The following is a 22,537-nucleotide window of genomic DNA, read 5'->3' as shown; positions in this document are numbered from 1 at the left end:
CCCGACCACTTTACGACGCGGGCTTGACATCCGGCGCGAGGCGCCGAAGGATCCGTCAAACACCCGAAGGATTCGTGAGTTTCAGCGCGAGGGCGCGTGAGATGGAGCAACGGATGAGTGACACCGTCGACGTCGTCATCGTCGGGTTCGGCCCGGCCGGGGAGATGCTGGCCTCGCTGCTCGGGCAGCGCGGCCATCGCATCGTCGTGTGCGAGAAGTTCCCGGAGCCCTACGGGCTCCCCAGGATGAGCACCCTCGACGGCGAGGTCGCGCGGCTGCTCCAGCACGCGGCGGACCCCGCGGAGGCGCTCGCCGAGTCGCTGCCGATGCGGACCGTCGAGATCTGGGGTTCCGACGGCGAGCAGAAGGGCCGGTTCGACTGGGACTACAAGCGGGGCGGTCACTGGTCGCACCTGACCCTGCACCAGCCGAACATCGAGGCGGCGATGGAGCGGCGCATCGCGACGCTGCCCGGCGTCGAGGTCCGGTGGGGTACGAGCGTCGTGGGCCTGCGCGCCGAGGGCGACGGGTACGCCGTCACCACGTCCGCCGGCGACACGGTGACCGCCCGGTACGTGGTGGGCATGGACGGCGCGAGCGGTTTCGTGCGCGACACCGTGGGGATCGACGTCGAGGTGATCCACCGCCATCATGACCGCTGGATCCTCACGGACTACGACGTGCTCCAGCCCCTGCCCCACGACCTGGAGAACAGGTGCTACTTCGATCTCGACTTCGACCAGCCGTACTTCTGGGGGCCGAACGGGGCCGGCCGGGTCCGGTCGGACGTGCGGATGCTCCCGGGTGAGGACGAGGAGGTCGAGGCCGCCGAGGAGCGCGGCCTGGAGTTCCTGGAGCGGCGGGTGGGCATCCCGCGCGCCCACGTCCGCCAGACCCGTCGCAAGATCTACACCTTCCGCAGCCAGATCGCCGGCGCGATGCGGAGGGGCAATGTGTTCATCGGCGGCGACTCCGCCCACGCGATGACCCCGTACATGGCCCAGGGTGCCTGCACCGCCATGCGCGACGCGGCCAACCTGGCGTGGAAGCTGGATCTCGTGCTGCGCGGCCTCGCCCGCGACGCGCTCCTCGACACCTACGAGGCGGAGCGGCTCTCGCACGCCCGCTTCTTCGTGGAGGGGTCGCTGGCCGCCTACAAGATGGTCAATCCCGCCACCCCCGAGGAGGCCGCGGCTCGGGACGGCTACCTGGCCGCCACCGGCGGGGACGTCACGCCCCCGATCCCGCCGCTGCGCAACGGCGTCCAGCACCGCGCGGCGGACGGCGAGTACGGGGACCAGGCCGGCGAGGTCGCGATCCAGGGCGTGGTCCGCATCGGTGAGCGGGAGGGGCTGCTGGACGATCTCGTCGGCTACGGGTTCCAGCTGATCTCCACACTGCCGCTCGCGGAGATCCTGGGCGCCGAGCGCCTCGCCCGCCTCGCCCAGCTCGGCGTGCAGGTGCTCCACCTCGGCGACGGCGGGGTCGTGGACGTCGAGGGCACTTACCGGGACTACCTCGCCGAGCACGGCGCCACCACCCTGCTCTCCCGGCCCGACGTGTACCTGTTCGGCCTAGCCGCGGGCGCGGACGACTCGCTGGCCCTGGTCGACGATCTGCTCGCCCAGACCCCCGCCCCGGCCCCGGTGCCCGCGTGAGTGAACTCGTGGAGGCGGTGCGCACCCACGAGTTCGCGCCCGGTCTGCGGCTGGACGTGTACCCGGCACCGGCGCGCAGCTGCGGCACCGTCATCCACCTGCACGGCGGCGGGTTCGTGGCGGGTGATCGCACGATGCACCGGGAACGGATGCGGGCGCTGGCCGGGCACGGCATCACCGTCGTGGCACCGGACTACCGGCTCGCCCCCGCGGCACGATTCCCCGACCAGGTCGACGACGTGCGCTCGGCGCTCGCGTGGGTTCGCGGGCATCTCGACGAGCTCGGGGCGGGCACCGACGCGGTGGGGCTATGGGGCGCCTCGGCGGGCGCGGTGCTCGCCGCCCTCGTCGGCCTGTCCGGCCCGGCCGACGTGCAGGCCGTGGTGTCCTGGTTCGGGTTCAGCGACATCGCGGCCTGCTGCTCCCGCAGCCCGCTGGAGCAGGCCCTGCTCCCGCCGACAAGCCCGGCGCACGCGCTGCTCGGCGTCGACGACCTGGCCGCCGTGCCGGACCTGGTCCGCGCGGCGAGCCCGGTCCACCACGTGCACGCCGCGGCGCCGCCGTTCCTCATCGCGCACGGGGACCGCGACCACCTCGTCGACATCGGCGAGAGCAGGCGGCTCCACGAGGAGCTGACCAGGGCGGGCGCGCGGAGCACGCTGATGGTCCTCGGCGGTGCAGGCCACGAAGACCCGGCGTTCGACGAGCCGCCGACGATCGCCGTCACCGCAGCGTTCCTGGGCAGCCACCTCCAGACCGCGACGAAGCAAGGAGACGGGTCATGAACGACACCAGCCTGAGCGAGGCCCGCGTCGAGGACCGGGCACTGATCGCCGCGGTCATGCACCGCTACTGCACCATGGCGAAGGAGCAGGCGGACTTCGCCGGGATGGCCGTCCTCTACACCGAGGACGCCACGATCCGCTTCCCCGACGGGCTCGAGGTCGGCCCGCACGAGATGGCGAAGGTCGTCAAGGGCTCCGAGCCGACCATGATCCAACACCACGCCACCACGATGGACATCGAGTTCGTCGGCGCGGACGAGGCCGACGTCCGGACCATGTACATCGCGATCACCGATGAGGCCGCACCCGACCACTGGGGCCGCTGGGAGGACCACTTCGTGCGCCGACCCGACGGACGCTGGCTGATCAGCGACCGGTCGATCGTCGTCACCGGTGCGGCCCCCGGCGGGTGGCTCGCCCGCCAGTACGGGAGCTGAGGATGCGGATCATCGGATACGAGCGGGCGGGCGCGGTCCACGTGGCCGCGCGGGACGGCGAGGCGCTCATCCCACTGGGCCCGGTCGCGGACTTCTGGCAGGACCCCGACGCGGCGCTCGAGGCGGGTCTGCGGGCGGGCACCCGGATCCCCGGGTCGAGCGTGCGGCTCGCGCCCCCGGTCAAGCCGTCGGCCCGCATCCTCTGCGTCGGGCTGAACTACCGCGAGCACGCGGCGGAGGGGCCGTTCGAGGTCCCCGAACACCCGACGATCTTCGGGCGCTGGACGCCGTCGCTCGCCGTCGGCGACACCCCGGTCCGCGTCCCCGTCGACGAGGAGGGACTGGACTGGGAGGCGGAACTGCTGGTCGCGGTGGGTCGTCCGCTCAGCTGCGCCGAACCGCACGAAGCCGCGACGGCCGTCTTCGGCTACGCCGCGTTCAACGACATCACCGCCCGACGCGCCCAGAAGCTCACCACCCAGTGGACGCTGGGCAAGAACGCCGACCGCAGTGGGCCGATGTCGGAGCTGGTGACCCGGGACGAGGTCGGCGAGCTCGGCCGCCGCAAGGTGATCAGCCGGGTGAACGGCCAGGTCATGCAGGAGTCCACCACCGACCAGATGATCTTCGGGGTCCCGGACGTGCTCGCCTTCATCAGCCGGACCTTCACCCTCACCCCGGGAGACCTGATCGCCACCGGTACCCCGGCAGGCGTCGGGTACGCCCGCAACCCCCCGCGGCTCCTGCAGCCCGGCGACGTCGTCGAGGTCGAGGTCGAGGGAATCGGCGCCGTGAGCACGCCGGTCGAGGACCCCACCATCACTGGAACGTGAGGTACGAGCCCATGCGAGTCGTCAGCCTGTCCGACGCCGAGGCATTCGAGTCCCCCGGTCACAGCGGGGTCGCACCGCGCTGGGTGCAAGGCGGGCCGGGCACGCCCGTCGAGCGGTTCACGGTCGTCCTCTCGCGCTACGACCCCGGCGGCCGGGCTGAGCCGACCGTCCAACCGGCGGAGACGGTCTACGTGATTCTCTCCGGCCGGCTCACCTTCGAGAGTGGGGGCGACCGGGTCCTGGCCGGCCCCGAAGACACCGTGCACTTCGCCAAGGGCGAGGCCCGCAGCGTGACGAACGAGGGCGACGTCCCGGCAGGCATGCTCGTGATCAGGGCGACCTCATGACCGCCGACGACCAGCTGCACCACGCCCACCCGCCGCGCAACCGGCCGATCGACGGTGACTTCGACCCGACCGCGGTCACCTTTGCCGCGATGGCGCTCTTCGACCATCTCGACGCCGCCCAGCGCGCCCGGATCGTGGTGCCGTTGAGCGATGAGAACCGGATGCACTGGAACTTCCTGCCCGAGTCCGGGCGCGCCGGGCTCCCGCTGCGCGACATGACCGACACCCAGCGCTACCTGACCCACCGGTTGGTCGCCCAGAGCACCTCGCTCACCGGCTACGCCAAGGCCATCCAGGTGATGAGCCTGGAGAACGTGCTGCGCGAGCTCAACGTCGGGGCCTTCGGCCACGTCGCGGCGCATTTCCGCGACCCGAACGGCTACTACCTCACGTTCTTCGACCAGCCCCAGCCTGACGCCAGCTGGGGGTGGCGGCTGGTCGGCCACCATCTCTCGCTGAACGTCACGGTCGTCGGCCAGGATCGGATGGCCGTGACGCCCTTCCTGCTCGGGGCGGAGCCGGCCCGCATCGGCCCCTTCCGGATCCTCGGCGAGGAGGAGGACCGGGCGTTCGCACTGCTCGACGCGCTCGACCCGGCCCAGCGCGCGACCGCCACGATTCATCCGGTACCGCCGCCGGACTTCGCCACCCGCTGTGTCCCGGTGATCGGGGCCGAGGAATGGCCCGACGTCCACGGGGTCGGCCGCCGCGACGCGATGATCACCGACGCGGATCGCGCCGCACTGCGGTACGTCCGCGGCGCCCCGCGCGGCCTGGCCCGGGCGGCGATGTCCGCGACCCAGGCCGCGGCGTTCGACGAGCTGCTCGGCTCCTTCCTGGGCAACGTGCGACCCGCGCAGCTGGGTCGTGAGATGGACCGGATCCGGTCGGCGGGACTGGACGAGCTGCACTTCGTCTGGGCGGGCGGACACGCGATCGACACCCCGCACTACTTCCGCATCGAGGGCCCGGTCACCCTCGTCGAGTTCGACAACACCGAGGACGGCGCCAACCATGTCCACGCGGTGTGGCGGGACCCGACCAACGACTTTGGCATCGACGTCCTGGCCGAGCACCGGGCGGCCCAGCACCGCGGCCCCTCGGGATCCGAGGAATCCACGCCTCACGAGGGCGGCCGCGATGGGTGAGCCGGGTCCCGGCCCTCTGGCCGGGATGCTCGTCCTCGATCTGTCCCGCGCGCTTGCCGGGCCGCACGCCGCCATGGTCATGGGCGATCTCGGCGCCCGCGTGATCAAGGTCGAGGTGCCCGGCCGTGGGGACGACAGCAGGGAGTGGGGTCCACCGTTCGTCGGGGGTGAGGACTCTGCGGAGCGGGTTGCCACCTACTTCCTCGCGGCGAACCGCAACAAGGAGTCGATCGCGCTCGACCTCAAGGACGCGGGCGACCGCGCGGTCCTCGAGGCGCTCGTGCCGGAGGCCGACGTCCTGGTGGAGAACTTCCGGCCCGGCGTCCTCGACCGGCTCGGTCTGGCTCCGGAGACCCTGCTCAGGCGCAACCCTGGGCTGGTCGTGCTCTCCATCACCGGTTTCGGGCACGACGGGCCGGACGCCCACCGGCCGGGCTACGACCAGATCGCCCAGGGCGAGACCGGGCTGATGTCGTTGACCGGCTCCGGCCCGGACGATCCCCAACGGGTCGGGGTCCCGATCTGCGACCTCGCCGCGGGCCTCAACGGGGCGACGGGTGTCCTCGCCGCCCTGCTCGAACGGACCCGGACCGGCCGCGGCCAGATCGTCCGGACCTCCCTGCTCGCCGCCGGCGTCGGGTTGCACGCCTTCCAGGGCACCCGCTGGACGGTGGGCGCCGAACTCGGTCGGGCCAGCGGCAACCACCACCCGACGATCGCGCCGTACGGACTGTTCGCCTGCAAGGACGGCGCCATCCAGATAGCGGTGGGCAGCGAGGCACTCTGGCGACGGCTCTCGGACGGCTTCGGCATCCCCGGCGACGACCCGCGCTTCGACCGCAACGCGCACCGGGTCGCCCACCGGGAGGAACTCATCGGCGTGATCGAGGCGGCGTTCGCCGACCGGACGAAGGCGGAGCTCCTCGACGAGCTCGACCGGCTCGGGGTTCCCGCGGGCGCCGTCCGCACCCTGGACGAGGTCTACGCGTGGGACCAGGTGGCCAGCCAACGCCTCGTGGTGACGGTCGACCACCCCGTCGCCGGGCCGATCACGCTCCCGGGCCCGGCCGTCCGGTTCTTCGGCGCCGACGGCAGCGAGCGCACCCGGATCCGGCACACGCCGCCACCCGCGCTCGACCAGGATCGCCTGCTCGTCCTTGCCGAGAGCGGCGGCAGGGGGCAGGAGGACGATCCGTCGGGCCAGCCGCCCTGAACACGGCCTTGCCGCGTCGCCCCCGGTGCACCTCCCTCCGTATTTGTCGGCACGACAGCGTTAGCTTCTCGACCTAGCGATGTCCCGCTTTACGGACGTTGGTGACGCGGCGGGTGCGGACACGCCAGGACGGATGATGTGATGTAGGGAGGACCTCCGGGCGAGGTGTGAAGCTGTCGAGAAACCGCACCACTCCTTGCGCCCACACCACTCGCCGCGGCGCACCCCACCGCAGCTGCAGGCCCGGATCGAGCGGCTGCGCCGCGACCGCAAGCTCGGCCCGCCGCATCGCCTACGAATTGCGCCGCGAGGACGGCACTCGCATCTCCGCGGCCGGGGTGCACAACGTGCTGGTCCGGCTCGGCGTCTTTCGGTTGCGCGACCTCCACCCGCCGACCGGCGAGCAGCTGCGGGCCTTCGATCTGGCGACCGATGTGAGTCGCCCTGGGTCCTGTGGAGGCTCCGGGCCTTGGAAACGAGGATGGAGCCATGCCGAGAGAGCAGTCGCCGGTCAAGCCGAGCACGCGTCGGTATTCCGAGGAGGAGAAGGCCGCTGCGATGCTCCGCTCCCTGCGCGCGGAGCTGGGCAGTGTCCCGATACATCGCCACCCGGTCCATCGTCTCCGAGTCGTACTTCCTCGGAGCAGCCAGCTCGCCAGTCTCCTTGCGAGATCAGCGCCTCCGCCAGATGCAGGCCGGTTCTGGGTGCCCGCGCTCTGAAACCACGCTTCGGGCGGTTCCGGCCTCTCGGCTCCTCTCCCTCGCCCGCGTCCAGACACCGGGCGAGGAGGGATCGGGCTCCCCACTGGCCCGACGACACTGTGGTATGGCCTCGTCGGTCGATGCGTGGAACCAGACGCCGACGACCCACCGACTCCACTGCCGCAGAAATCGCAGAATCCGCAGAAATCGTCAGCCGGGCTTTTCTGCGATTTCTGCGGTTTTTGCGGCATGGGGGTGCACCGCCCAGGTCGGGGGAGGCTCGACGGCCTCGTCCCGGCCTCGGAGCCTGCTCGTCGGTCTGGATGAAGCCGTGGTCCTCGAGCAGGGCGAGCGCCGGGTCCAGATCGGAGACGCTCTTGAAGCGGAATCTGGAGAGGGCGGAGAAGGCGTCGCGGCGGCTGAAGCGCTCAGTGGCCGTGCGGGCGACCAGTCCAGCACGGCGCGCGCGTCGTCGATCGTCGGGTCCGCGCCCACGCGGTCGAAGACGGCGAGGGCGTGGGCGAGGAAGTACTGGCCGAGGCGGGCGGCGCCGTCGACGTGACGGGCGCCGACGGGCTGGAGCTACGCGGTCGGGAGGGTCTCGGCGAGGTGGAGCAGGCCCGCAATGCGGGCAGTGGCGCCGGTGAGTTTGGATACCCGGTCGGTGACGTGCCGAGCCCGGTGGATTCGCCAGACACAGTGCCGTGAGGTCGTCCCACGATATCTCGCAACGCCTGTCCGCAGAGAGAGCGCGACCAGCGCGAGCGCGCCTCTGCTGCTGATCAGATGGACGTAACAGGTCTATCGGCCCGAGCCCGAGCAACGAACGCTGCCGGCGCCGAACCGGGCATCATCACCACCCCGCGACACGCCGTCGGCGTGTCGTGACTCAACTCCACCCCGGGTCCGCCACACACTGGAGCGCGACCGAAGGAGTTGGGGTCACAACTGGTGTCATGAGGCCGGTGTGTCGTGACAGAACTGAACAGCTCTGCCGTGCTGAACTGGGTGGGCGCGGCAGGGATCGAACCTGCGACCGCTCGGGTGTAAAGCGCGCAGCACTCCCCTCTCAGGCCTCCTAGCAGCGACAACGCTGGCGCGAACTCCCTCTCCAACCCCTCCGGCAGCACCTTTGGACGGACTTTCGTGTCACGGGTGGTGTCATGCCGACAGCTCGTATCACCCGCTGGAAATCGTGCGTCGCCTGACGCTCGTAGGAGCTTCGCACAGACGAGCGGTCAAAGCTCTCGCACGATCACTCGCCCACTTCCGGTCCTCGGGAACGAGGCATGCTCCCGGATCTCGTCCGGGACACCACGGCGGCCCAGGTGCTCGTGACACCAGGCGCGGAAGCTTCTCTCCTCGTAGCCGGCAGCCGGGATCACGTGCGCGACGACGACGGCGTCGAGGGTCTCGTCGGGACGGGCCGTGACGGCGACGTCGCGGACGAGCGGGCAGGCCTGGAGATCGATCTCCAGCGCGTAGGTCGAGATGTTCTCCCCGCCACGTCGGATGATGTGCATGCCGCGGCCGCGGAACTCGAAGCGGCCGTTCGGGTGCCGGACCATGATGTCGCCCGTCCGCAGCCATTCGCCGTCGACGAGGGTCGCGGCGGTGGCATCGGAAGCGTCGAGGTAGCCGAGCATGAGCGTGTTGCCCGGGCTCCCGCGGACCCACAGCTCCCCCGGCTCGCCGTCCGGAGCGTCGGAACCGTCGTCGCGGACCAGGCGGACGCCGTCGACGCCGAGAAACGGGCGCCCGATCGTTGCGCGGTCATCCAGTTCCCACGGCGACCCGCCGAGGACGCCGGTCACGGACTCGGTCTGTCCGTAGATCTGGCGCATGTGGATTCCGGGAACCAGCCGGTCCCACTCCTGCCAGTCCGCGCTGCTGAGCGTCATTCCGTAGTGGACGGCACGGAGCGGGCCCGGGTCGACCGGTCGTCCCGAGCCGACGGCGCGGTGCAGCGCCATCCGCATGGGCGGGGCGACCATCGAGGCGATCGTGGCGCCGGTGCGGCGGGCGGCCTCGAACCAGGTGCTCGCGCTGAACCGGGGCACGATCGCGATCGAGCCGCCCGTGACGAAGGGCGGGGCGCACAGGTAGAGCTGCGCGTTGGTGTGGAAGAACGGCGAGCAGAGGTAGTGCCGGTCGGTGCCCAGATAGCCGCCGTTGCGCGCGAGTCGTTCGGCGGACATGACGTAATTGCGGTGCGTGAGCTGCACCAACTTCGGGGCGCCGCTGGTGCCGGAGGTCGGCAGCAGCCCCGCGACGAGGTCGGGCGTGGCGGACGGGGGCTCGCTGCCGGCTGTGCCGAGGTCGGCTGGACAGGCGGTGGTCCACAGCTCCTCGTCGGTCGGGACCAGTAGCCGCGTCGGCACCTCTGCCCGGGCGATGGCGTCGGCGACGAGGCCGGCGTTGGACACGGCCGCGACGACGGCGACCGGCTCGGTTGCCCGGAAGGCCCTCTCGACGGCGAGCAGCCCGGAGTCCGGGTCGATCACCTGCACGATCGCGCCGTTGGCCGGGATCGCCAGCCACAACGCCACGGTGAGTGGGCTGTTGGGCAGGGCCAACACCACGCTTCGCCCGTCCTGCACGCCGATCCCCGCAAGTCGGTGCCGAAGGCCGTGGACATCGGTGGCGAGGCGCTCCCAGGTCACCGTGCCCGGCTTCGCGGGTCCAGCAGGGTCGCGGAGGTGGACCAGGGCGGGCTCTCCGGGCCGCAGGGCCGCCCACTGGTCGAGCAACCCGCGCAGGGTGCGGTCCGAGTTGACGTCGTGTCCGGCCATTCTCAGTCCCGCAGGGCCTCTCGGTGGGCCGCTGTTCCCCGCAGCGCCAGCAGGGTCGCGAGCGTGATGAGGCTGCAGGCGATCGTGTACCAGGCCGCGGCCAGCGAGTTGCCCGTCGCCGAGACGACCGCGGTGATGATGAACGGGGCCGTCCCGCCGAACAGCGCCACCGACACCGCGTAGGCCAAGGAGACTCCGGTGACCCGGGTGCGCGTCGGGAACCGCTCGGACAGCAGCGCCGGTAGCGGTCCGCCGACCAGGCCGATCAGCACGCCGGCCACGACGAGGGCGACCAGAGCGGCACCGAAGCCGCCGCGGAGCATGAGGAACAGCGGGTAGGACAGCACGAGGGTGCCGACGGTGCCGACGAGCATCACGGCGCGACGGCCGACGCGGTCCGACCACGCACCCGCGAACGGGACGACCAGACCCGCGACCGTGCCGTTGATCAGGGTGAGCACGTAGGACTGCTCCAGTGACATCCCCAGGGTCTTCGACAGGTAGGTCGGCATCAACACCATGAACGTGTAGCCGGTGCAGGAGTAGACGACGACGATCCCGACCGTGGTCGACACCTGCCGCAGCAGCCCCGGTTCCCGCGCGCTCACTGTCGCGGGCGTCGACGTGACGGGTGACGCGCCAGTCGCGGCGCGGAACGACGGTGTCTCGTCGACCCGCATCCGCAGGTAGAGCGCGATGAGGCCCATCGGGGCGGCGACGAGGAAGCCGATGCGCCAGCCCCAGGAGGCCAGGGCGTCGTCGGGGAGGACGGCGATCAGCACGGTGGCCATCCCGGCCCCGAACACGAACCCGATCACCGTGGTGAAGAACGACCACGAGCCGTAGAGCCCACGCCGGCCTGGCGGCGCGTACTCGGCCATCAGCGACACCGCACCACCGAACTCCCCGCCCGCCGCGAGTCCCTGCACCACCCGCAGCACGGTGAGCAGCAGCGGCGCCCAGACGCCGATCGTCGCGTAGGTGGGCAGGACACCGATCAACGCCGTGGCCCCGGACATCAGGGTGATGATGAGGACGAGCACCGGACGACGGCCCGCCCGGTCGGCGAAGCGGCCGAACACCGCCGCTCCGACGGGCCTGAGGAAGAACGCCAGGGCGAACAGCGAGAAGGTGGCCAGCAGGCCCGCCACGCCGTCGCCGGTCGGGAAGAAGAGCCCGGCGATGACGGGCGCCATGTAGCCGTAGAGCGCGTACTCGTACCACTCGACGAGATTGCCGATGGAGCCCGCGACGAGCGCACGCCGCGAGGCGCGTACATCGATGACCTGGCTCGTGGGTGTGGCGTCGTTGGTGGCCGCCATCTCGGTCATGGTGTTCTCCGCTGTCGGGCGCCGTCAGGCGGCGGTGCTGTCGGTGACAGGGTCGAGGACACGCCCCTTCGGTGGTCCGGGTCGGCGTAGCCCTGGTCGACGTGCTCGGGAGTGGAGGGGCTCGGTGTCGATCTCGTCGAACTCGACGTGGCGATGGGAGGAGCGGGTGGGGGCGGGCCTGACCTGGGACCCGCCCCCGCACCCGCTCGTACTCAGCGGCCCGAGGAGCTGAAGGGCAGCTGGATCTTCGGAGCGACCTCCTGCGCGATGAGCTGCAGGGACTGGAACCACGGGGACGGATCGTCCATGTAGTCGTGGGACTCGACCTGCAGGGTGCCCCACCCACCGGTGAACTCGTAGAGCGTGTTGAGCTTGTCGATCACCGTCTCCGGGGAGCCGACGACCCACACGTTGTCGCAGATCCACTCGAGGTCGACGTCGCCCGGCTCGGCGCCGGCGTCCTTGATGTAGCCCTCGAGCATGCCGAAGCGCTCCCAGATGGGCCACAGGTACCGCTCGAAGGCGTACCCGATGCCGCCCTCCATGGCGAGCTTCTTGGCCTCCTTGTCGGTGTCTGCGACGAACACCGTCTGGGAGACGTGGTACTTCGACCGATCCGGGGTGTGGCCGTTCTCCAGGGCGGCCTTCTCGTAGGTCTCCCAGTGGGTCTTGAGGATCGAGGACCCGGAGTAGATCGAGACCGGCATGAATCCGCGCTCACCGGCGAACCGGATCGACGGCGAGTTCACCGACAGCCCGGTCACGGCGATGTCGAGCTTGCCGCCCCAGGGGCTGAAGTCGGCGAGCTTGTGGTCGTCGTGGCCGAGGCCGTCGTCGACCTCCTCCGGGTAGCCGGCGTTCCAGAACTCGCCCTCGTGGAAGAACGGCTCGCGCTTCCAGATCTTCTCCATGATCTCGAGCGACTCGCGGACCCGCTTCGGGTTGTTCTGCAGGTCGGTGATTCCGTGCAGGTACGACGCCTGCGGGTACGCCCCCGCGCCCACACCGAGGAAGTAGCGGCCCTCGAGGATCTGGGACAGCCAGCCCACCTGGATCGCCAGGTCGGCAGGGTGGTGGTGCGGAAGCAGATGGGCCATCGGAGCGAACTTGATCCGCTCCGTCTGCGTGGCCGCCGCTGCGATGACCAGCTCCGGGGTGGGGATGCACTCCCACTTCTGGGTCGCGTGTTCGGCCACCATGAACTCGGTCAGCCCGGCCTGGTCCGCCTGACGAGCGTTCTCCAGCGCCCACTCGAAGGTCTGCCGGCTGGTGCGCTCCGGGCGCATGTACGGGATGTGGATGAGACCGGAATCCATCTGTTCTGTGCTCCTCGTTGCTGGACGTCGTCGTTCAGGTGCGGGGTTTCCGGAGGGTCAGCCGCCGAAGAAGATGTCCTTGGCGTGCTGGGTGTCGAGGTACTCGTGCACCTCGGCGATGCGCCCGTCGGGCGCGACGCGGAACAGGAAGTGGCAGCGCGGGTCGTAGACCCGCCCGTCCTTCAGCTCCGCGTACGAGTCGGCCTCGACGGCCACGGAGTCGCCCTCGGCGACCATCGAGCGCGGAGCGATGCGCAGGGGCGCCTTGTAGACGTCCGCCACGCCACCGATCAGCTGTCCGAACCCGGCCTTGTCGTAGGAGCCGGACATGCCCTCGAGCTTCCCCGAGACCCACCAGGTGACGTCGTCGGTGAGGGCGGCGAGGGTCTTCTCGGGGTTCCCCTCGGAGAAGATCTCCAGGAACCGGGTGACGGCGGCCTTGTTGTCCTCGGTGCTCGGCATCGTTGCCTCCTCGGATGAGCGGGACGGATCAGACGAGGGTTCCGTCTGGGGCCTTGCTGGAGAAGCGGGGGGCGACCTCCTCGGCGAACCGGACCAGCTCGGCGTTCTGTCGCTCCGGCTCGAGGTGCCCCTGGCCGAACATGAGGAAGCACTCGTCGAACCCGAGCCGCTCGTGGGCCTGCTCGATCTGCCGCGAGATGTCGTCCGGGGTCCCGATCAGGACGTTGGGGAACTGCTGGCCGTGCGGGATGAACCACTTGTCCCAGAACCAGCGGTGCTCCGCCTCGAGCTCCTGCGCCTCCTCCTTCGAGTCGGTCAGGATCAGGAACCCGCCCCAGGCACCGACGTCCTCCCGCTTCACGTCCCGCCCCGCCTTCTTGGCGGTCTCGATGTAGCGGTTCCACAGGGCGTCGCAGAAGTCGAGGTCGTTGGCGAACACGATCTGCTTGCCGCCCTCGCGAGCCCACATGTCCACCGTGCGCATGGAGTAGGCGAACGCGCCGTAGAGCTTGGGGTGCGGGTCGGTGTAGGGACGCGGCGCGATGCCGATCTCCCGGACGACACCGTTCTCGTCCTGCCCGGCGCCGAACTCCGCGTAACCGGGGTGACCGGCCGAACCGCCCTCGGGCGGGTACTCCCAGTACTTGCCCTTGTGCGAGAACATCGAGTTCTCCCAGGCCTTCTTCACGATCTGGACGGACTCCTCGAAGATCTCGCGGTTGATCGCGTCCTGCTCGTTCTTGGCCTTGGCGTGGGTGACATTGGTGGCCCCGATGCCCCGGACCGCGGCGTAGGCGTCGACCCAGCGGGCGTGATAGCCGCGGGTGAACCCGACGATCAGCCGGCCCCGCAGCATGTGGTCCAGCGTCGCGATCTCCTCGGCGACCCGGACCGGATTGTGGGTCGGGAGGACGTAGCCGAGGATCCCCGCCTTGAGCCGCTGGGCGTGCAGGCCGACATAGGCGGCCAGGATGCCCGGGTGGTTCGTGATCTCGAAGCCCTCGACCTGGAGGTGGTGCTCCGGCGAGCAGTAGGCGTCGTAGCCCAGTTCGTCGGCGAGCTTGATGTAGCCGACCATCTCCTCGAGGAACCGCTGGTAGAGGTCACCGCGCTGGCCGGCCATGCCGGCCTCGAGCTCGTGCCGGCGTCCGATCACGCCGGTCTGCATCAAACTGAATCTCACAAGAGCCGTCTCCTCGGTGGTCTTCTCCGGTGCAGGTGTCAGGCGACCTCGCCGGACGGCGTACCCGGACGGGCGATCCGGACCGTCTCGCCGAGCAGGCCTCCCAGGGCCGCTCGGACCGGTGCGGGATTGTGCAGGTGCCGGATCGACCGGACACCCAGGTCGTCGAGGACCGCCGCCACCAGTGCGGGGTCCAGGGGGCCGCAGAGCGCCTCCAACCTGCCGATACAGGCGCCCTGTTCGCGTAGCGCGCGGTGCGGGTCCGCACCGGAGCGCAGGTAGACGATCACTCCGCAGCGCGTCACCGCCACCTCGCGCATCGCGGCGTCGAGCCTGCGCGCGCAGCCGCAGCGCACGGACCCGAACACATCGCCCGGCAGGCATTCGACGTGAACGTGCACGGGGACGTCCGCCGCCGCGGCGACCTCCCCTGCGACCAGTGCGAGGTGCTCGCCACCGTCCGGGACACCGCGGTACCCCACCGCGTGGACCGTCCCGCTCACGGTCGGCAGGCGAGCCGCGGTGACCCGCTCGACCCGGGTCTCCCGGCGCCTGCGGTACGCCACGAGGTCCTCGATCGTGATCATGACGAGGCCGTGCTCGGCGGCGAAGTCCAGCAGTTCGGGACGCCGCGCCATGCGACCCGGCTCCCGGGTGCTGACGATCTCGCAGAGCACGCCCGCGGGACGCAGCCCCGCGAGGCGGGCGAGGTCCACCGCGGCCTCGGTGTGCCCGGTCCGCTCGAGCACTCCACCCGGCCGGGCCGCAAGGGGCACGACATGCCCCGGCCGGACGAGGTCGCGGGACGTCGAAGCCCGCGAGGCGACAACCCGAGCGGTGCGGGCCCGGTCGCGCGCCGAGATCCCGGTCGAGACCCCGTCCGCCGCGTCGACCGTGACCCGGTACGCGGTGCCGAAACCGTCGGCGTTGGTGTGGTGCAGGGGCGGCAGGTCCAGCCGCTCGCAGTCCTGCTCGGGCAGCGCGACGCACACGAATCCCGAAGTGTGGCGCACCACGAACGCCATGGTCGCGGTGTCGACCAGGTCCGCGGCGACGATCAGGTCGCCCTCGTTCTCCCGGTCCTCGCCGTCCACGACGACGACCGGGCGACCCGCGGCGATCTCGGCCAGGGCCTGCTCGATGGTGTCCATCTCACACCGCCACGAGCTGCCGGAACCGGCTGCCGTGGAACACCAGCGGTGCGGCGCCCGGCTCGGCGTGCATCCCGTGCACGGCGAGCAGCACCACGGCGTGGTCGCCCGCCGGGACCTCCGCGTACACGGAACAGTCCAGCCACGCGACGGCGCCGTGCATGAGCAGGCCCCCCTCCGGGGTCTCGGTCCACTCGAGGCCCGCGAAGCGGTCCCCGTCCTTGGCCGCGAGCTGCCCGGCGGTGCCGTGCTGGTCCTGGCCCAGCACGCTGATCCCCAACCGCGGGAGGTCACGCAGCCGTGGCCAGGTGGTCGAGGTGTTCTGCACGCACACCGACACCAGGGCCGGGTCCAACGACACGCACGTGAAGGAACTGGCGGCCATGCCCACGGGCAGGCCGTCGTCCAACGCACAGACGGCGGTGACACCGCTGGGGAAACACCCGTAGACCTGCCGCAGCCGGGCGGGGTCCCCGGTCACCTTCTCGAGCTCGATCATGCGGCTCCTCCCCTTCGAGGTGATGCCTCGTCGCTCGACGACGGGACCGAAGCTATCTACACCGACGTAAACTGTCAACGCTCTCGTAACTCTCGATCGTCCGGCCGGGTCGTCAGCCCGAGATCAGCCGCCCGACACTCATTGCGCGTTTACATCGATGTAGATACGGTGGCTGCCGACCGCGCACAGGGAGGTGGCGGCCAGGAGGCGTCCGGGGACGCCCACGCATGCCCCTCCCGCACGAGATCCGGAGGGTCCCCTGTGACGACCACGCAGAAGTCCAGCGAAGCGCTCGTCGCCGAGCTGGTCGAGACCGAGAAGGTCCACCGCCTGCTGTTCGACTACGCGTTCCACCTCGACATGAACCATCCCGACGAGATCGCGGCGCTGTTCACCGAGGACTGCTACGTGGCGTACGGGCCGAACTTCGGCGCCGAGGGCCGCGCCGCCTACCGGGAGACGCTCTCGGGGATCGGCAGCTTCTTCGCCGCCACCAGCCACCACGTCTCGAACATCGTCGTGGACTTCGGCGACGACTTGAGCACGGCCACGGTGCGTTCGGTGCTCTACGCCTGGCACAAGTACACGAAGGACCGCCCGGACGGACACTTCTTCGGCCAGTACCACGACGAGCTGGTCAAGGTCGACGGCGAGTGGCGGTTCGCCCGTCGCGAGCTGCGCGCCTCCGGTGTCGTGGACTTCCACGTCAAGCAGCAGATCCCGATCGGCCGCGGGTGAGCCAGCTCGCGAGCGAACCCTCGGCTCAGCGCGACCTACCCACGTACCGCGACATCCGCGTCGAGCACGCGGGCCCGATCTCCTGGATCGTGCTCGCCCGGCCGGACAAGGCCAACGCCCTGTCCAACGCCATGCTCGACGAGTTCTCCGACGCGCTGGCCCGACTGACCGACGCCGGCGGGCCTGTCGTCGGGATCCGCGGCGAGGGCAGGGGGTTCTGCGCCGGCTACGACGTCGACCAGGTCGGCAAGCCGAAGGCCGCCGACCCCGTCGCCGACCGGGAGCGGCTGGCCCGCAACATCGACCGCTACCTGGCGATCTGGGACCACCCGAAGCCGGTGATCGCGGCCGTGCACGGGTACTGCATCGCCGGCGCGACGCAACTATGCGTGTTCTGCGACCTCACGATCGTCGCCGAGGACGCCCGCATCGGCGAACCCGCACTTCCCCTCGGCGGCGGCTACATCGCGCCGCTGTGGGCCCCGCTGGTCGGGCCGAAGCGTGCCAAGGAGCTCGCCTTCCTGCCGGGCAACGCGATCGACGGCCGCACCGCCGTCGAGTGGGGCTGGGCCAACCAGGCGGTGCCCGCGGACCGCGTGCAGGCCACCGTCGAGGGACTGGCCGCGCGGATGGCGAAGATCCCGTCCGACGTCCTGCGCATCAAGAAGCTCTCGATCAACCGCACGATGGACGCCATGGGCGTGCGCACCGCCGCCGCCCAGGTGCCCGAGATGGACGCGCTGCTGCACCTGTCCCCGTCGGTGCTGCAGCTGCGCGAATGGATCGGCGAGGTCGGCCTCAAGACGGCCATCGCCGAGTTCCGCACACCACCGGAGGAACGCACATGAGCATCGGGTTCACCAAGGACGGCCACGTCGCCCGGGTCACGCTCGACAACCCCAAGGCGCTCAACGCCATCTCCCCCGCCATGGACGACGAGTTGCTCGCCGCCTGGACCGAGATCGACGCGGACCCCGACATCTGGGTGGCCGTCCTCGACGCCACCCCCGGGAAGGCATTCTGCGCGGGGGCGGACGTCTCCGGCGGCACCGACCGCGACGGGCGGATGGCCCTGGGCGGCGGCCTGACCGGTGTCGGCGGGCCCCGCTACGTCCTGCGCAAGCCGCTGATCGCCGCCGTGCACGGCTACGTCATCGGCGGCGGCTTCGAGCTGGCGATGTGCGCGGACGTGATCGTCGCGGCCGACGACGCCCAGTTCTTCATCCCGGAGGTCAAGGCCGGGATCATCGGCGAGTCCGGGATCCTGCACCGCGCCGTGCGCAGGCTGCCCCACCACGTCGCCATGGGCATGATCCTCACCGGCGACCGGCTCCCCGTCACCAAGGCCGAGCAGTACGGCCTGGTCAACGAGGTCGTCCCGGTCGACGAGCTCGCCGCCACGGCGGACCGCTGGGCCGCGAAGATCATGGCCTGCGCGCCGCTGGCCGTCCAGGCCGCGAAGGACGCCGCGCTGCGGGGCCTCGACATGTCGTTGGAGCAGGCGCTCGGCACCCGCTACGAGCCCATCGAGGCCTACGCGGGCACGAAGGACCAGCTCGAAGGCCTCGCCGCGTTCGCCGAGAAGCGCAAGCCGGTGTGGACCGGACGGTGAGTCCGCGATGACCCCGGCCGGGCTGCGCCGCTCAGTCCTGGTGGCGCAGCCCGTCGAAGAAGATCGCCGAGAACGTCTCGACGGTCTGCTCGGCGGTGTATTTCCGGTCCCCCGGCTTGAACCAGCGATGCGTCCAGTTCACCATTCCGAAAAGGGTGCGAACCACCAGAGGAACGGACAGGTCCGACCGGAACTCGCCATTCTTGATGCCCTCCGCGATGATGTCCGTGACGATTCCCTCGAAACGACGGGTCTTACGGACCATCTCCTTCGCCCACGGCGTGGACTGGAAGGCGACCTTGCCCATGTCCTCCTGGATGTAGACGTAGACGTACGGGTAGTTCGCCTCGTACGACGTGATCTGCAGCCTGATCAACATGCGGAGCTTCTCGTGCGCGCTGATCTCCAGCCCGGAGATCCGGACGGCCTCGGCGAGGTTCTCGTCGAGGACCTTCTTCGCCGTGGCCTGGAAGACCTCCTGGAAGATCTCCTCCTTGCCCGCGAAGTAGTAGTAGATCGCGGCGCGGTCGGTGCCGAAGCGGGCGGCGATGTCGTTCAGGGTGGCCGCCTCGAAGCCCTTCTCCTTGAAGACGTCCCCGGCGATCTGCAGCAGCTCGTTGCGCTTGGCCTGGTAGGTGGCGCTGCCCTCGATCTGTGCGCTGCGCCTGCGCTTCGACAACCCGCTGCCCGCCGCGGACTCCGGTGGACGCCGGGTGGGAGAAGCCATGTGGCGGACGATACCACCGCGTTTGCCGGAAATGTTCCCCGGCTGCCGCAGTAATGGAAGAATGACCACAATTCGTGCAGCCGTACGACGGCGTCTGAGAAGTTCAGGAGGACCCATGAGAGCGTCGCCCGACCGCACCGCGCGGTGGACGGAGGCATCCCCCATCGCCGACCTGCTCGTCCGCGCCGCCACCGAACACCCCGACCGGGCCGCCCTCGTCTTCCCGACCGCGCGGGTCAGCTACGCCGGCCTGCTCGCCGGGGCGCACCGCGTCGCCCGTGGCCTGCTCGGTCTCGGGGTCCGGCCCGGCGAGCACGTCGCGCTGCTGGCCCCCAACGGGGTCGAGTACGTCGAGGCGTTCTTCGGGGTGAGCCTGATCGGCGCGGTGGTCGTGCCGCTCAACGCCCGCCACCGCGCCGCGGAGCTCGGTCACGTGATCGACGACGCGGACGTCGTCGTGCTGCTGACCACGGCGGCCGAGGGTCAACACAGCGACCTCGCGGGGGCCCTGCGCGAGGGGCTGCCGTCGCTGACCGCCGCCGCGGACCCCACCGCCCTCGACCTTCCCGAGGCACGACGGCTGCGCGCCGCCGCCCTGCTCGCCGGCGAGTCCAGCCCCGGTTTCCTCCCCCGGTCGCGGTTCGACGCCCTCGCCGACGGCGTGGATCCCGCGCAGGTCGACGTGCTGCGCGCCCGGGTCCGGCTCCGCGATGTCGGCGCCATCATGTACACCTCCGGCACCACCGCCAACCCCAAGGGCTGCGTGCTCACCCACGAGGCCATGACCCGCGGCCCCGTCGACCGGGCGCGCCACCGCTTCGGCACCGGCGACCACGACGTGACCTGGTCCCCCGGCCCGCTGTTCCACATCGGCACCCTCTCCCCGTTCCTCGGTGTCATCGGGTCCGCCGGCACCTTCGTGACCGACGTCCACTTCGACCCCACGCGCGCGCTCGAACTGCTCGTCCGTGAGCGCGTGACGGTCGCGTTCCCCTGGTTCCCCGCCCTCGTCCAGCCGCTGCTCGACCACCCGGAGTTCGACCCGGCAGCCCTGTCGGCACTGCGCTCGCTGCTCCTCATCGGCCCCAGCGTGCTGCTCGAACGCGTACAGACGCTGCTACCCGGGTGCGAGCTCGTCGCCGCCTGCGGGATGACCGAAGCCGCCGGAATCTACGCGGTCAGCGACCGGGAGGACGACGTCGACCTGAGGTCCCGCGCGCAGGGCAAGGCCTGCCCCGGCATGGAGATCCGGATCATCGACGTGGAATCCGGAGCCGACGTCGGACCGGGGGTGATCGGCGAGATCCTGCTGCGCGGCTACTCGGTGATGGAGGGGTACTACCGCGCTCCGGAGAAGACCGCCGAGGCGCTCGACGCCGACGGCTGGCTGCACACCGGCGACCTCTACAGCTTCACCCCCGAAGGCCAGGTCGCCTTCCACGGCAGGCTCAAGGACATGCTCAAGGTCGGCGGGGAGAACGTCGCCGCCGTCGAGATCGAATCCTTCGTCGCGCGCCACCCCGCCGTGGAGTGGGTGGAGGTGGTGGGCCGCCCGGACCCCCGGCTCGACGAGGTCCCGGTGGCCTTTGTCGAGGTCAGGGCCGGGCACACCGTCACCGAAGCCGAGCTCCTGGACTTCTGCGCGGGCCGCATCGCCCGCTACAAGGTGCCCCGGGCCTTCCACTTCCTGACCGCGGACGAGTGGCCCCGATCCGCCACGAAGATCAACAAGAACGAGCTGCGGGCCCGCGTCGCCGCGCCGGCGGCACCGCTCGCCGAGGTGGGAAGCACCTCGTGACCACACGACTGCGACGCACCCTGGTCACCGTCGCCGAGGTGCGGGAGGCCGCCGAGACGCTCCTGGAACCGGTTCCCGACGGGCCCGACCTCGACGGCCTCTCGGCCGCGCTGATCCGACTCGCCGTCCATGCCTCGGTCTGCACCCTCGATCCCGCCGGCATCGACGACGCCACCTGCCGGGCGCTCGACGCGGGCGCAACGCCCGAGCAGGTCCAGGAGACCCTCGTCCTGGTGTCGGCCCTCGGCGTCCACACCCTGATGGAAGGCACCCGGCGCCTCTCGGCGATCCTGCGCGAGCGCGGGACGCCGGCCGCGCCGATCGACGAGGAGCGGGCCGGGCTGCGGTCCCGCCTGCAGGGCGACGACCCCTACTGGGCGGACTTCGACCGCGAGATACCAGGCTTCCTGCACGCCCTGCTCGAGCACTCCCCCGGCGCCTACCAGGCGTTCTTCGCCTACTGTGCCCTGCCCTGGCGGAGCGGGACCGTCCGCGGGCGGCTCAAGGAGCTGATCGCGATGGCCTGCGACGCCACACCCACCCACCGGTACCTGCCCGGCGTCCGACTGCACCTGGCCAACGCCGTCCGCCTCGGTGCGGGACGCATTGCGATCCGCCGGGCGCTCGACATCGCCGCCGCGGCCCCCTCCCACCCAGGAGTGCCCGCAGCGGAGTGAGACGGCCGGGTGCGGGCAGGCTGCCCGCACCCGGTCCCGCTCACTTGACCAGGAAGCCCGCGTCGACCGGCAGCTGGACACCGGTCACGTAGCGCCCGGCGTCCGAGGCCAGGTAGACGATCGCGTTGCTGATGTCGACCGGGTCGACGGCGTCGACCGGCAGCGAGTTCAGCACCAGCTTCGCGAAGCCGGAGTTCTCCGCCATGTACCGCTCGACCACCGCGTTCTCCACCATCGGCGTGTGCACGCCGGTCGGGTGCACCGTGTTCACCCGGATGCTGTGCGGCGCAAGATCCACCGCGAAGTTGCGCATCAGACCGACCACACCGTGCTTGGCCGCCGTGTAGGCGTCCATCGCCAGGCTGCGGTTCGCCGCCGACTTCGACGCCGCCGTGGAGGCGGTCAACACGATCGCCCCGCCGTTGCCCGCCTCGATCATGATCGGTGCCGCGGCATCGACGGTGTTCCACACCCCGGTCAGGTTTACGTCGATGGTGTCCTGCCAGAACTGCCGCCGCTGGACCGGATCGGTCGGCTCATCGAGCGTCAGCGCGTACACGCCGGCGTTGGCGCACACGATGTCGAGCCGACCCAGTTCGGCCACACCCGCGTTCACGGCCTCACGCAGCGCCACTCCGTCCCGCACGTCCGCCACGCTCGCGACGATCCGCCGGTCCAACGCCTCGACCAACCGGACGGTCTCGTCGAGGTCCTCCTTGGTCGCCATCGGGATCTCCACCGACGGGATCTGCGCGCAGATGTCGACCGCGATGACGTCCGCGCCCTCCTCGGCCAGCCGTACCGTATGGCTCCGTCCCTGGCCCCGCGCCGCCCCGGTGACCAGCGCGACCTTGCCTTCGAGCACTCCCACGGATTCCTCCTCCTCGTCGAGGTGATACCCGAGGACGCTATCAACGTGAGCGTAAATCATCAACGCTCTCGTAAACGCGGCGAACCGAGGCTGGTCCGAGGTCAACCGCACCCAGCACGGCCCCCTGATCGACACGCTCGCGGCCGAGCGTTGGGGCCTCCCGGAACGGGACGGCGGCGCACTTCCGCGCATGGGCGAGCTGCTGATGCGCCAGCTGGACTCGCTGGGTTCTGGGGGACCCGGACACGCCGAAGGCG

22 protein-coding genes are annotated in these 22,537 nt (G+C 70.7%); 13 read left to right on the top strand and 9 right to left on the bottom strand.

Translation table 11 applies throughout. The annotated features are described in order from the left end of the window. Window positions 1-113: 113 nt before the first annotated feature. The 8 genes from ABD990_RS22430 to ABD990_RS22395 all read left to right on the top strand — a co-directional run bounded on the left by ABD990_RS22430 (window position 114) and on the right by ABD990_RS22395 (window position 7,831). The gene (locus ABD990_RS22430; protein WP_345382696.1) at window positions 114-1,658 is read left to right on the top strand and encodes an FAD-dependent monooxygenase; all 1,545 of its coding nucleotides are present in this window, start codon (window positions 114-116) and stop codon (window positions 1,656-1,658) included. Then, window positions 1,655-2,443, top strand: coding sequence for an alpha/beta hydrolase fold domain-containing protein (locus tag ABD990_RS22425; protein ID WP_345382695.1), 789 nt, complete (start codon window positions 1,655-1,657; stop codon window positions 2,441-2,443). Before ABD990_RS22430 ends, ABD990_RS22425 begins: the two co-directional genes overlap by 4 nt. Beyond that, a complete protein-coding gene (locus ABD990_RS22420; protein WP_345382694.1) occupies window positions 2,440-2,880 on the top strand; it encodes a nuclear transport factor 2 family protein in 441 nt (146 codons plus the stop codon). Before ABD990_RS22425 ends, ABD990_RS22420 begins: the two co-directional genes overlap by 4 nt. A 2-nt stretch (window positions 2,881-2,882) precedes the next feature. Next, complete coding sequence (locus ABD990_RS22415) at window positions 2,883-3,713, top strand: fumarylacetoacetate hydrolase family protein (protein WP_345382693.1); 831 nt, start codon at window positions 2,883-2,885, stop codon at window positions 3,711-3,713. A gap of 11 nt (window positions 3,714-3,724) precedes the next feature. Continuing rightward, window positions 3,725-4,060: a cupin domain-containing protein gene (locus ABD990_RS22410; RefSeq protein WP_345382692.1), complete on the top strand. Its 336-nt coding sequence runs from the start codon at window positions 3,725-3,727 to the stop codon at window positions 4,058-4,060. Further along, a complete protein-coding gene (locus ABD990_RS22405) occupies window positions 4,057-5,208 on the top strand; it encodes a DUF3500 domain-containing protein (RefSeq protein ID WP_345382691.1) in 1,152 nt (383 codons plus the stop codon). Before ABD990_RS22410 ends, ABD990_RS22405 begins: the two co-directional genes overlap by 4 nt. Beyond that, a complete protein-coding gene (locus ABD990_RS22400; RefSeq protein ID WP_345382690.1) occupies window positions 5,201-6,421 on the top strand; it encodes a CaiB/BaiF CoA transferase family protein in 1,221 nt (406 codons plus the stop codon). The genes ABD990_RS22405 and ABD990_RS22400 overlap by 8 nt, the downstream gene beginning before the upstream one ends. A gap of 1,218 nt (window positions 6,422-7,639) precedes the next feature. After that, on the top strand, window positions 7,640-7,831 hold the full coding sequence (locus ABD990_RS22395) for a hypothetical protein (RefSeq protein WP_345382689.1): 192 nt from the start codon (window positions 7,640-7,642) through the stop codon (window positions 7,829-7,831). Window positions 7,832-8,361: 530 nt separating this feature from the next. Here the strand turns inward: ABD990_RS22395 and ABD990_RS22390 are convergent. The 7 genes from ABD990_RS22390 to ABD990_RS22360 all read right to left on the bottom strand — a co-directional run bounded on the left by ABD990_RS22390 (window position 8,362) and on the right by ABD990_RS22360 (window position 15,857). After that, complete coding sequence (locus ABD990_RS22390) at window positions 8,362-9,915, bottom strand: class I adenylate-forming enzyme family protein (RefSeq protein ID WP_345382688.1); 1,554 nt, start codon at window positions 9,913-9,915, stop codon at window positions 8,362-8,364. 2 nt (window positions 9,916-9,917) lie between these two features. Beyond that, entirely contained in the window at window positions 9,918-11,246 is a 1,329-nt protein-coding gene (locus tag ABD990_RS22385) for an MFS transporter (protein ID WP_345382687.1), read from the bottom strand. A 212-nt stretch (window positions 11,247-11,458) separates the two neighbouring features. Next, a complete protein-coding gene (locus ABD990_RS22380) occupies window positions 11,459-12,562 on the bottom strand; it encodes an LLM class flavin-dependent oxidoreductase (RefSeq protein WP_345382686.1) in 1,104 nt (367 codons plus the stop codon). A gap of 57 nt (window positions 12,563-12,619) precedes the next feature. After that, a complete protein-coding gene (locus ABD990_RS22375; protein WP_345382685.1) occupies window positions 12,620-13,024 on the bottom strand; it encodes a nuclear transport factor 2 family protein in 405 nt (134 codons plus the stop codon). A 28-nt stretch (window positions 13,025-13,052) separates the two neighbouring features. Next, the gene (locus ABD990_RS22370; RefSeq protein ID WP_345382684.1) at window positions 13,053-14,207 is read right to left on the bottom strand and encodes an LLM class flavin-dependent oxidoreductase; all 1,155 of its coding nucleotides are present in this window, start codon (window positions 14,205-14,207) and stop codon (window positions 13,053-13,055) included. A gap of 38 nt (window positions 14,208-14,245) precedes the next feature. Beyond that, window positions 14,246-15,358, bottom strand: coding sequence for a 3,4-dihydroxy-2-butanone-4-phosphate synthase (ribB, locus tag ABD990_RS22365; RefSeq protein WP_345382683.1), 1,113 nt, complete (start codon window positions 15,356-15,358; stop codon window positions 14,246-14,248). A 1-nt stretch (window position 15,359) separates the two neighbouring features. After that, a complete protein-coding gene (locus tag ABD990_RS22360; RefSeq protein ID WP_345382682.1) occupies window positions 15,360-15,857 on the bottom strand; it encodes a flavin reductase family protein in 498 nt (165 codons plus the stop codon). 261 nt (window positions 15,858-16,118) lie between these two features. On the opposite strand from ABD990_RS22360, the gene ABD990_RS22355 reads away from it, so the two are divergent. Genes ABD990_RS22355 through ABD990_RS22345 form a run of 3 tightly spaced genes read left to right on the top strand, consistent with a single transcriptional unit; the run spans window position 16,119 to window position 18,207 of the window. Then, on the top strand, window positions 16,119-16,595 hold the full coding sequence (locus ABD990_RS22355; protein ID WP_345382681.1) for a nuclear transport factor 2 family protein: 477 nt from the start codon (window positions 16,119-16,121) through the stop codon (window positions 16,593-16,595). Further along, window positions 16,592-17,443: an enoyl-CoA hydratase-related protein gene (locus ABD990_RS22350; protein WP_233303424.1), complete on the top strand. Its 852-nt coding sequence runs from the start codon at window positions 16,592-16,594 to the stop codon at window positions 17,441-17,443. The genes ABD990_RS22355 and ABD990_RS22350 overlap by 4 nt, the downstream gene beginning before the upstream one ends. Beyond that, complete coding sequence (locus ABD990_RS22345) at window positions 17,440-18,207, top strand: enoyl-CoA hydratase-related protein (RefSeq protein ID WP_233303423.1); 768 nt, start codon at window positions 17,440-17,442, stop codon at window positions 18,205-18,207. The genes ABD990_RS22350 and ABD990_RS22345 overlap by 4 nt, the downstream gene beginning before the upstream one ends. 31 nt (window positions 18,208-18,238) lie before the next feature. Here ABD990_RS22345 and ABD990_RS22340 read toward each other — a convergent pair whose 3' ends face one another. Continuing rightward, complete coding sequence (locus ABD990_RS22340) at window positions 18,239-18,934, bottom strand: TetR/AcrR family transcriptional regulator (RefSeq protein WP_233303422.1); 696 nt, start codon at window positions 18,932-18,934, stop codon at window positions 18,239-18,241. A gap of 115 nt (window positions 18,935-19,049) precedes the next feature. Here ABD990_RS22340 and ABD990_RS22335 point away from each other — a divergent pair, with 115 nt between their 5' ends. Together ABD990_RS22335 and ABD990_RS22330 are read left to right on the top strand one after the other, a co-directional pair. Next, complete coding sequence (locus ABD990_RS22335) at window positions 19,050-20,732, top strand: class I adenylate-forming enzyme family protein (RefSeq protein WP_345382680.1); 1,683 nt, start codon at window positions 19,050-19,052, stop codon at window positions 20,730-20,732. Next, window positions 20,729-21,409 carry a carboxymuconolactone decarboxylase family protein gene (locus ABD990_RS22330; RefSeq protein ID WP_345382679.1) on the top strand — a complete coding sequence of 227 codons (681 nt, stop codon included), beginning with the start codon at window positions 20,729-20,731 and terminating at the stop codon, window positions 21,407-21,409. The genes ABD990_RS22335 and ABD990_RS22330 overlap by 4 nt, the downstream gene beginning before the upstream one ends. Window positions 21,410-21,449: 40 nt before the next feature. On the opposite strand, the gene ABD990_RS22325 is transcribed toward ABD990_RS22330, so the two are convergent. Next, window positions 21,450-22,340 (bottom strand): mycofactocin-coupled SDR family oxidoreductase, encoded by an 891-nt coding sequence (locus ABD990_RS22325; RefSeq protein ID WP_345382678.1) that lies wholly within the window; start codon window positions 22,338-22,340, stop codon window positions 21,450-21,452. Between the last annotated feature and the right edge of the window lie 197 nt (window positions 22,341-22,537).

The sequence above is a fragment of the Pseudonocardia yuanmonensis genome (genome assembly GCF_039542425.1).
Lineage (GTDB): Bacteria > Actinomycetota > Actinomycetes > Mycobacteriales > Pseudonocardiaceae > Pseudonocardia > Pseudonocardia yuanmonensis.
Note: the sequence above shows the minus strand (reverse complement) of the source record. Positions and strands in the feature narration are given on the sequence as shown.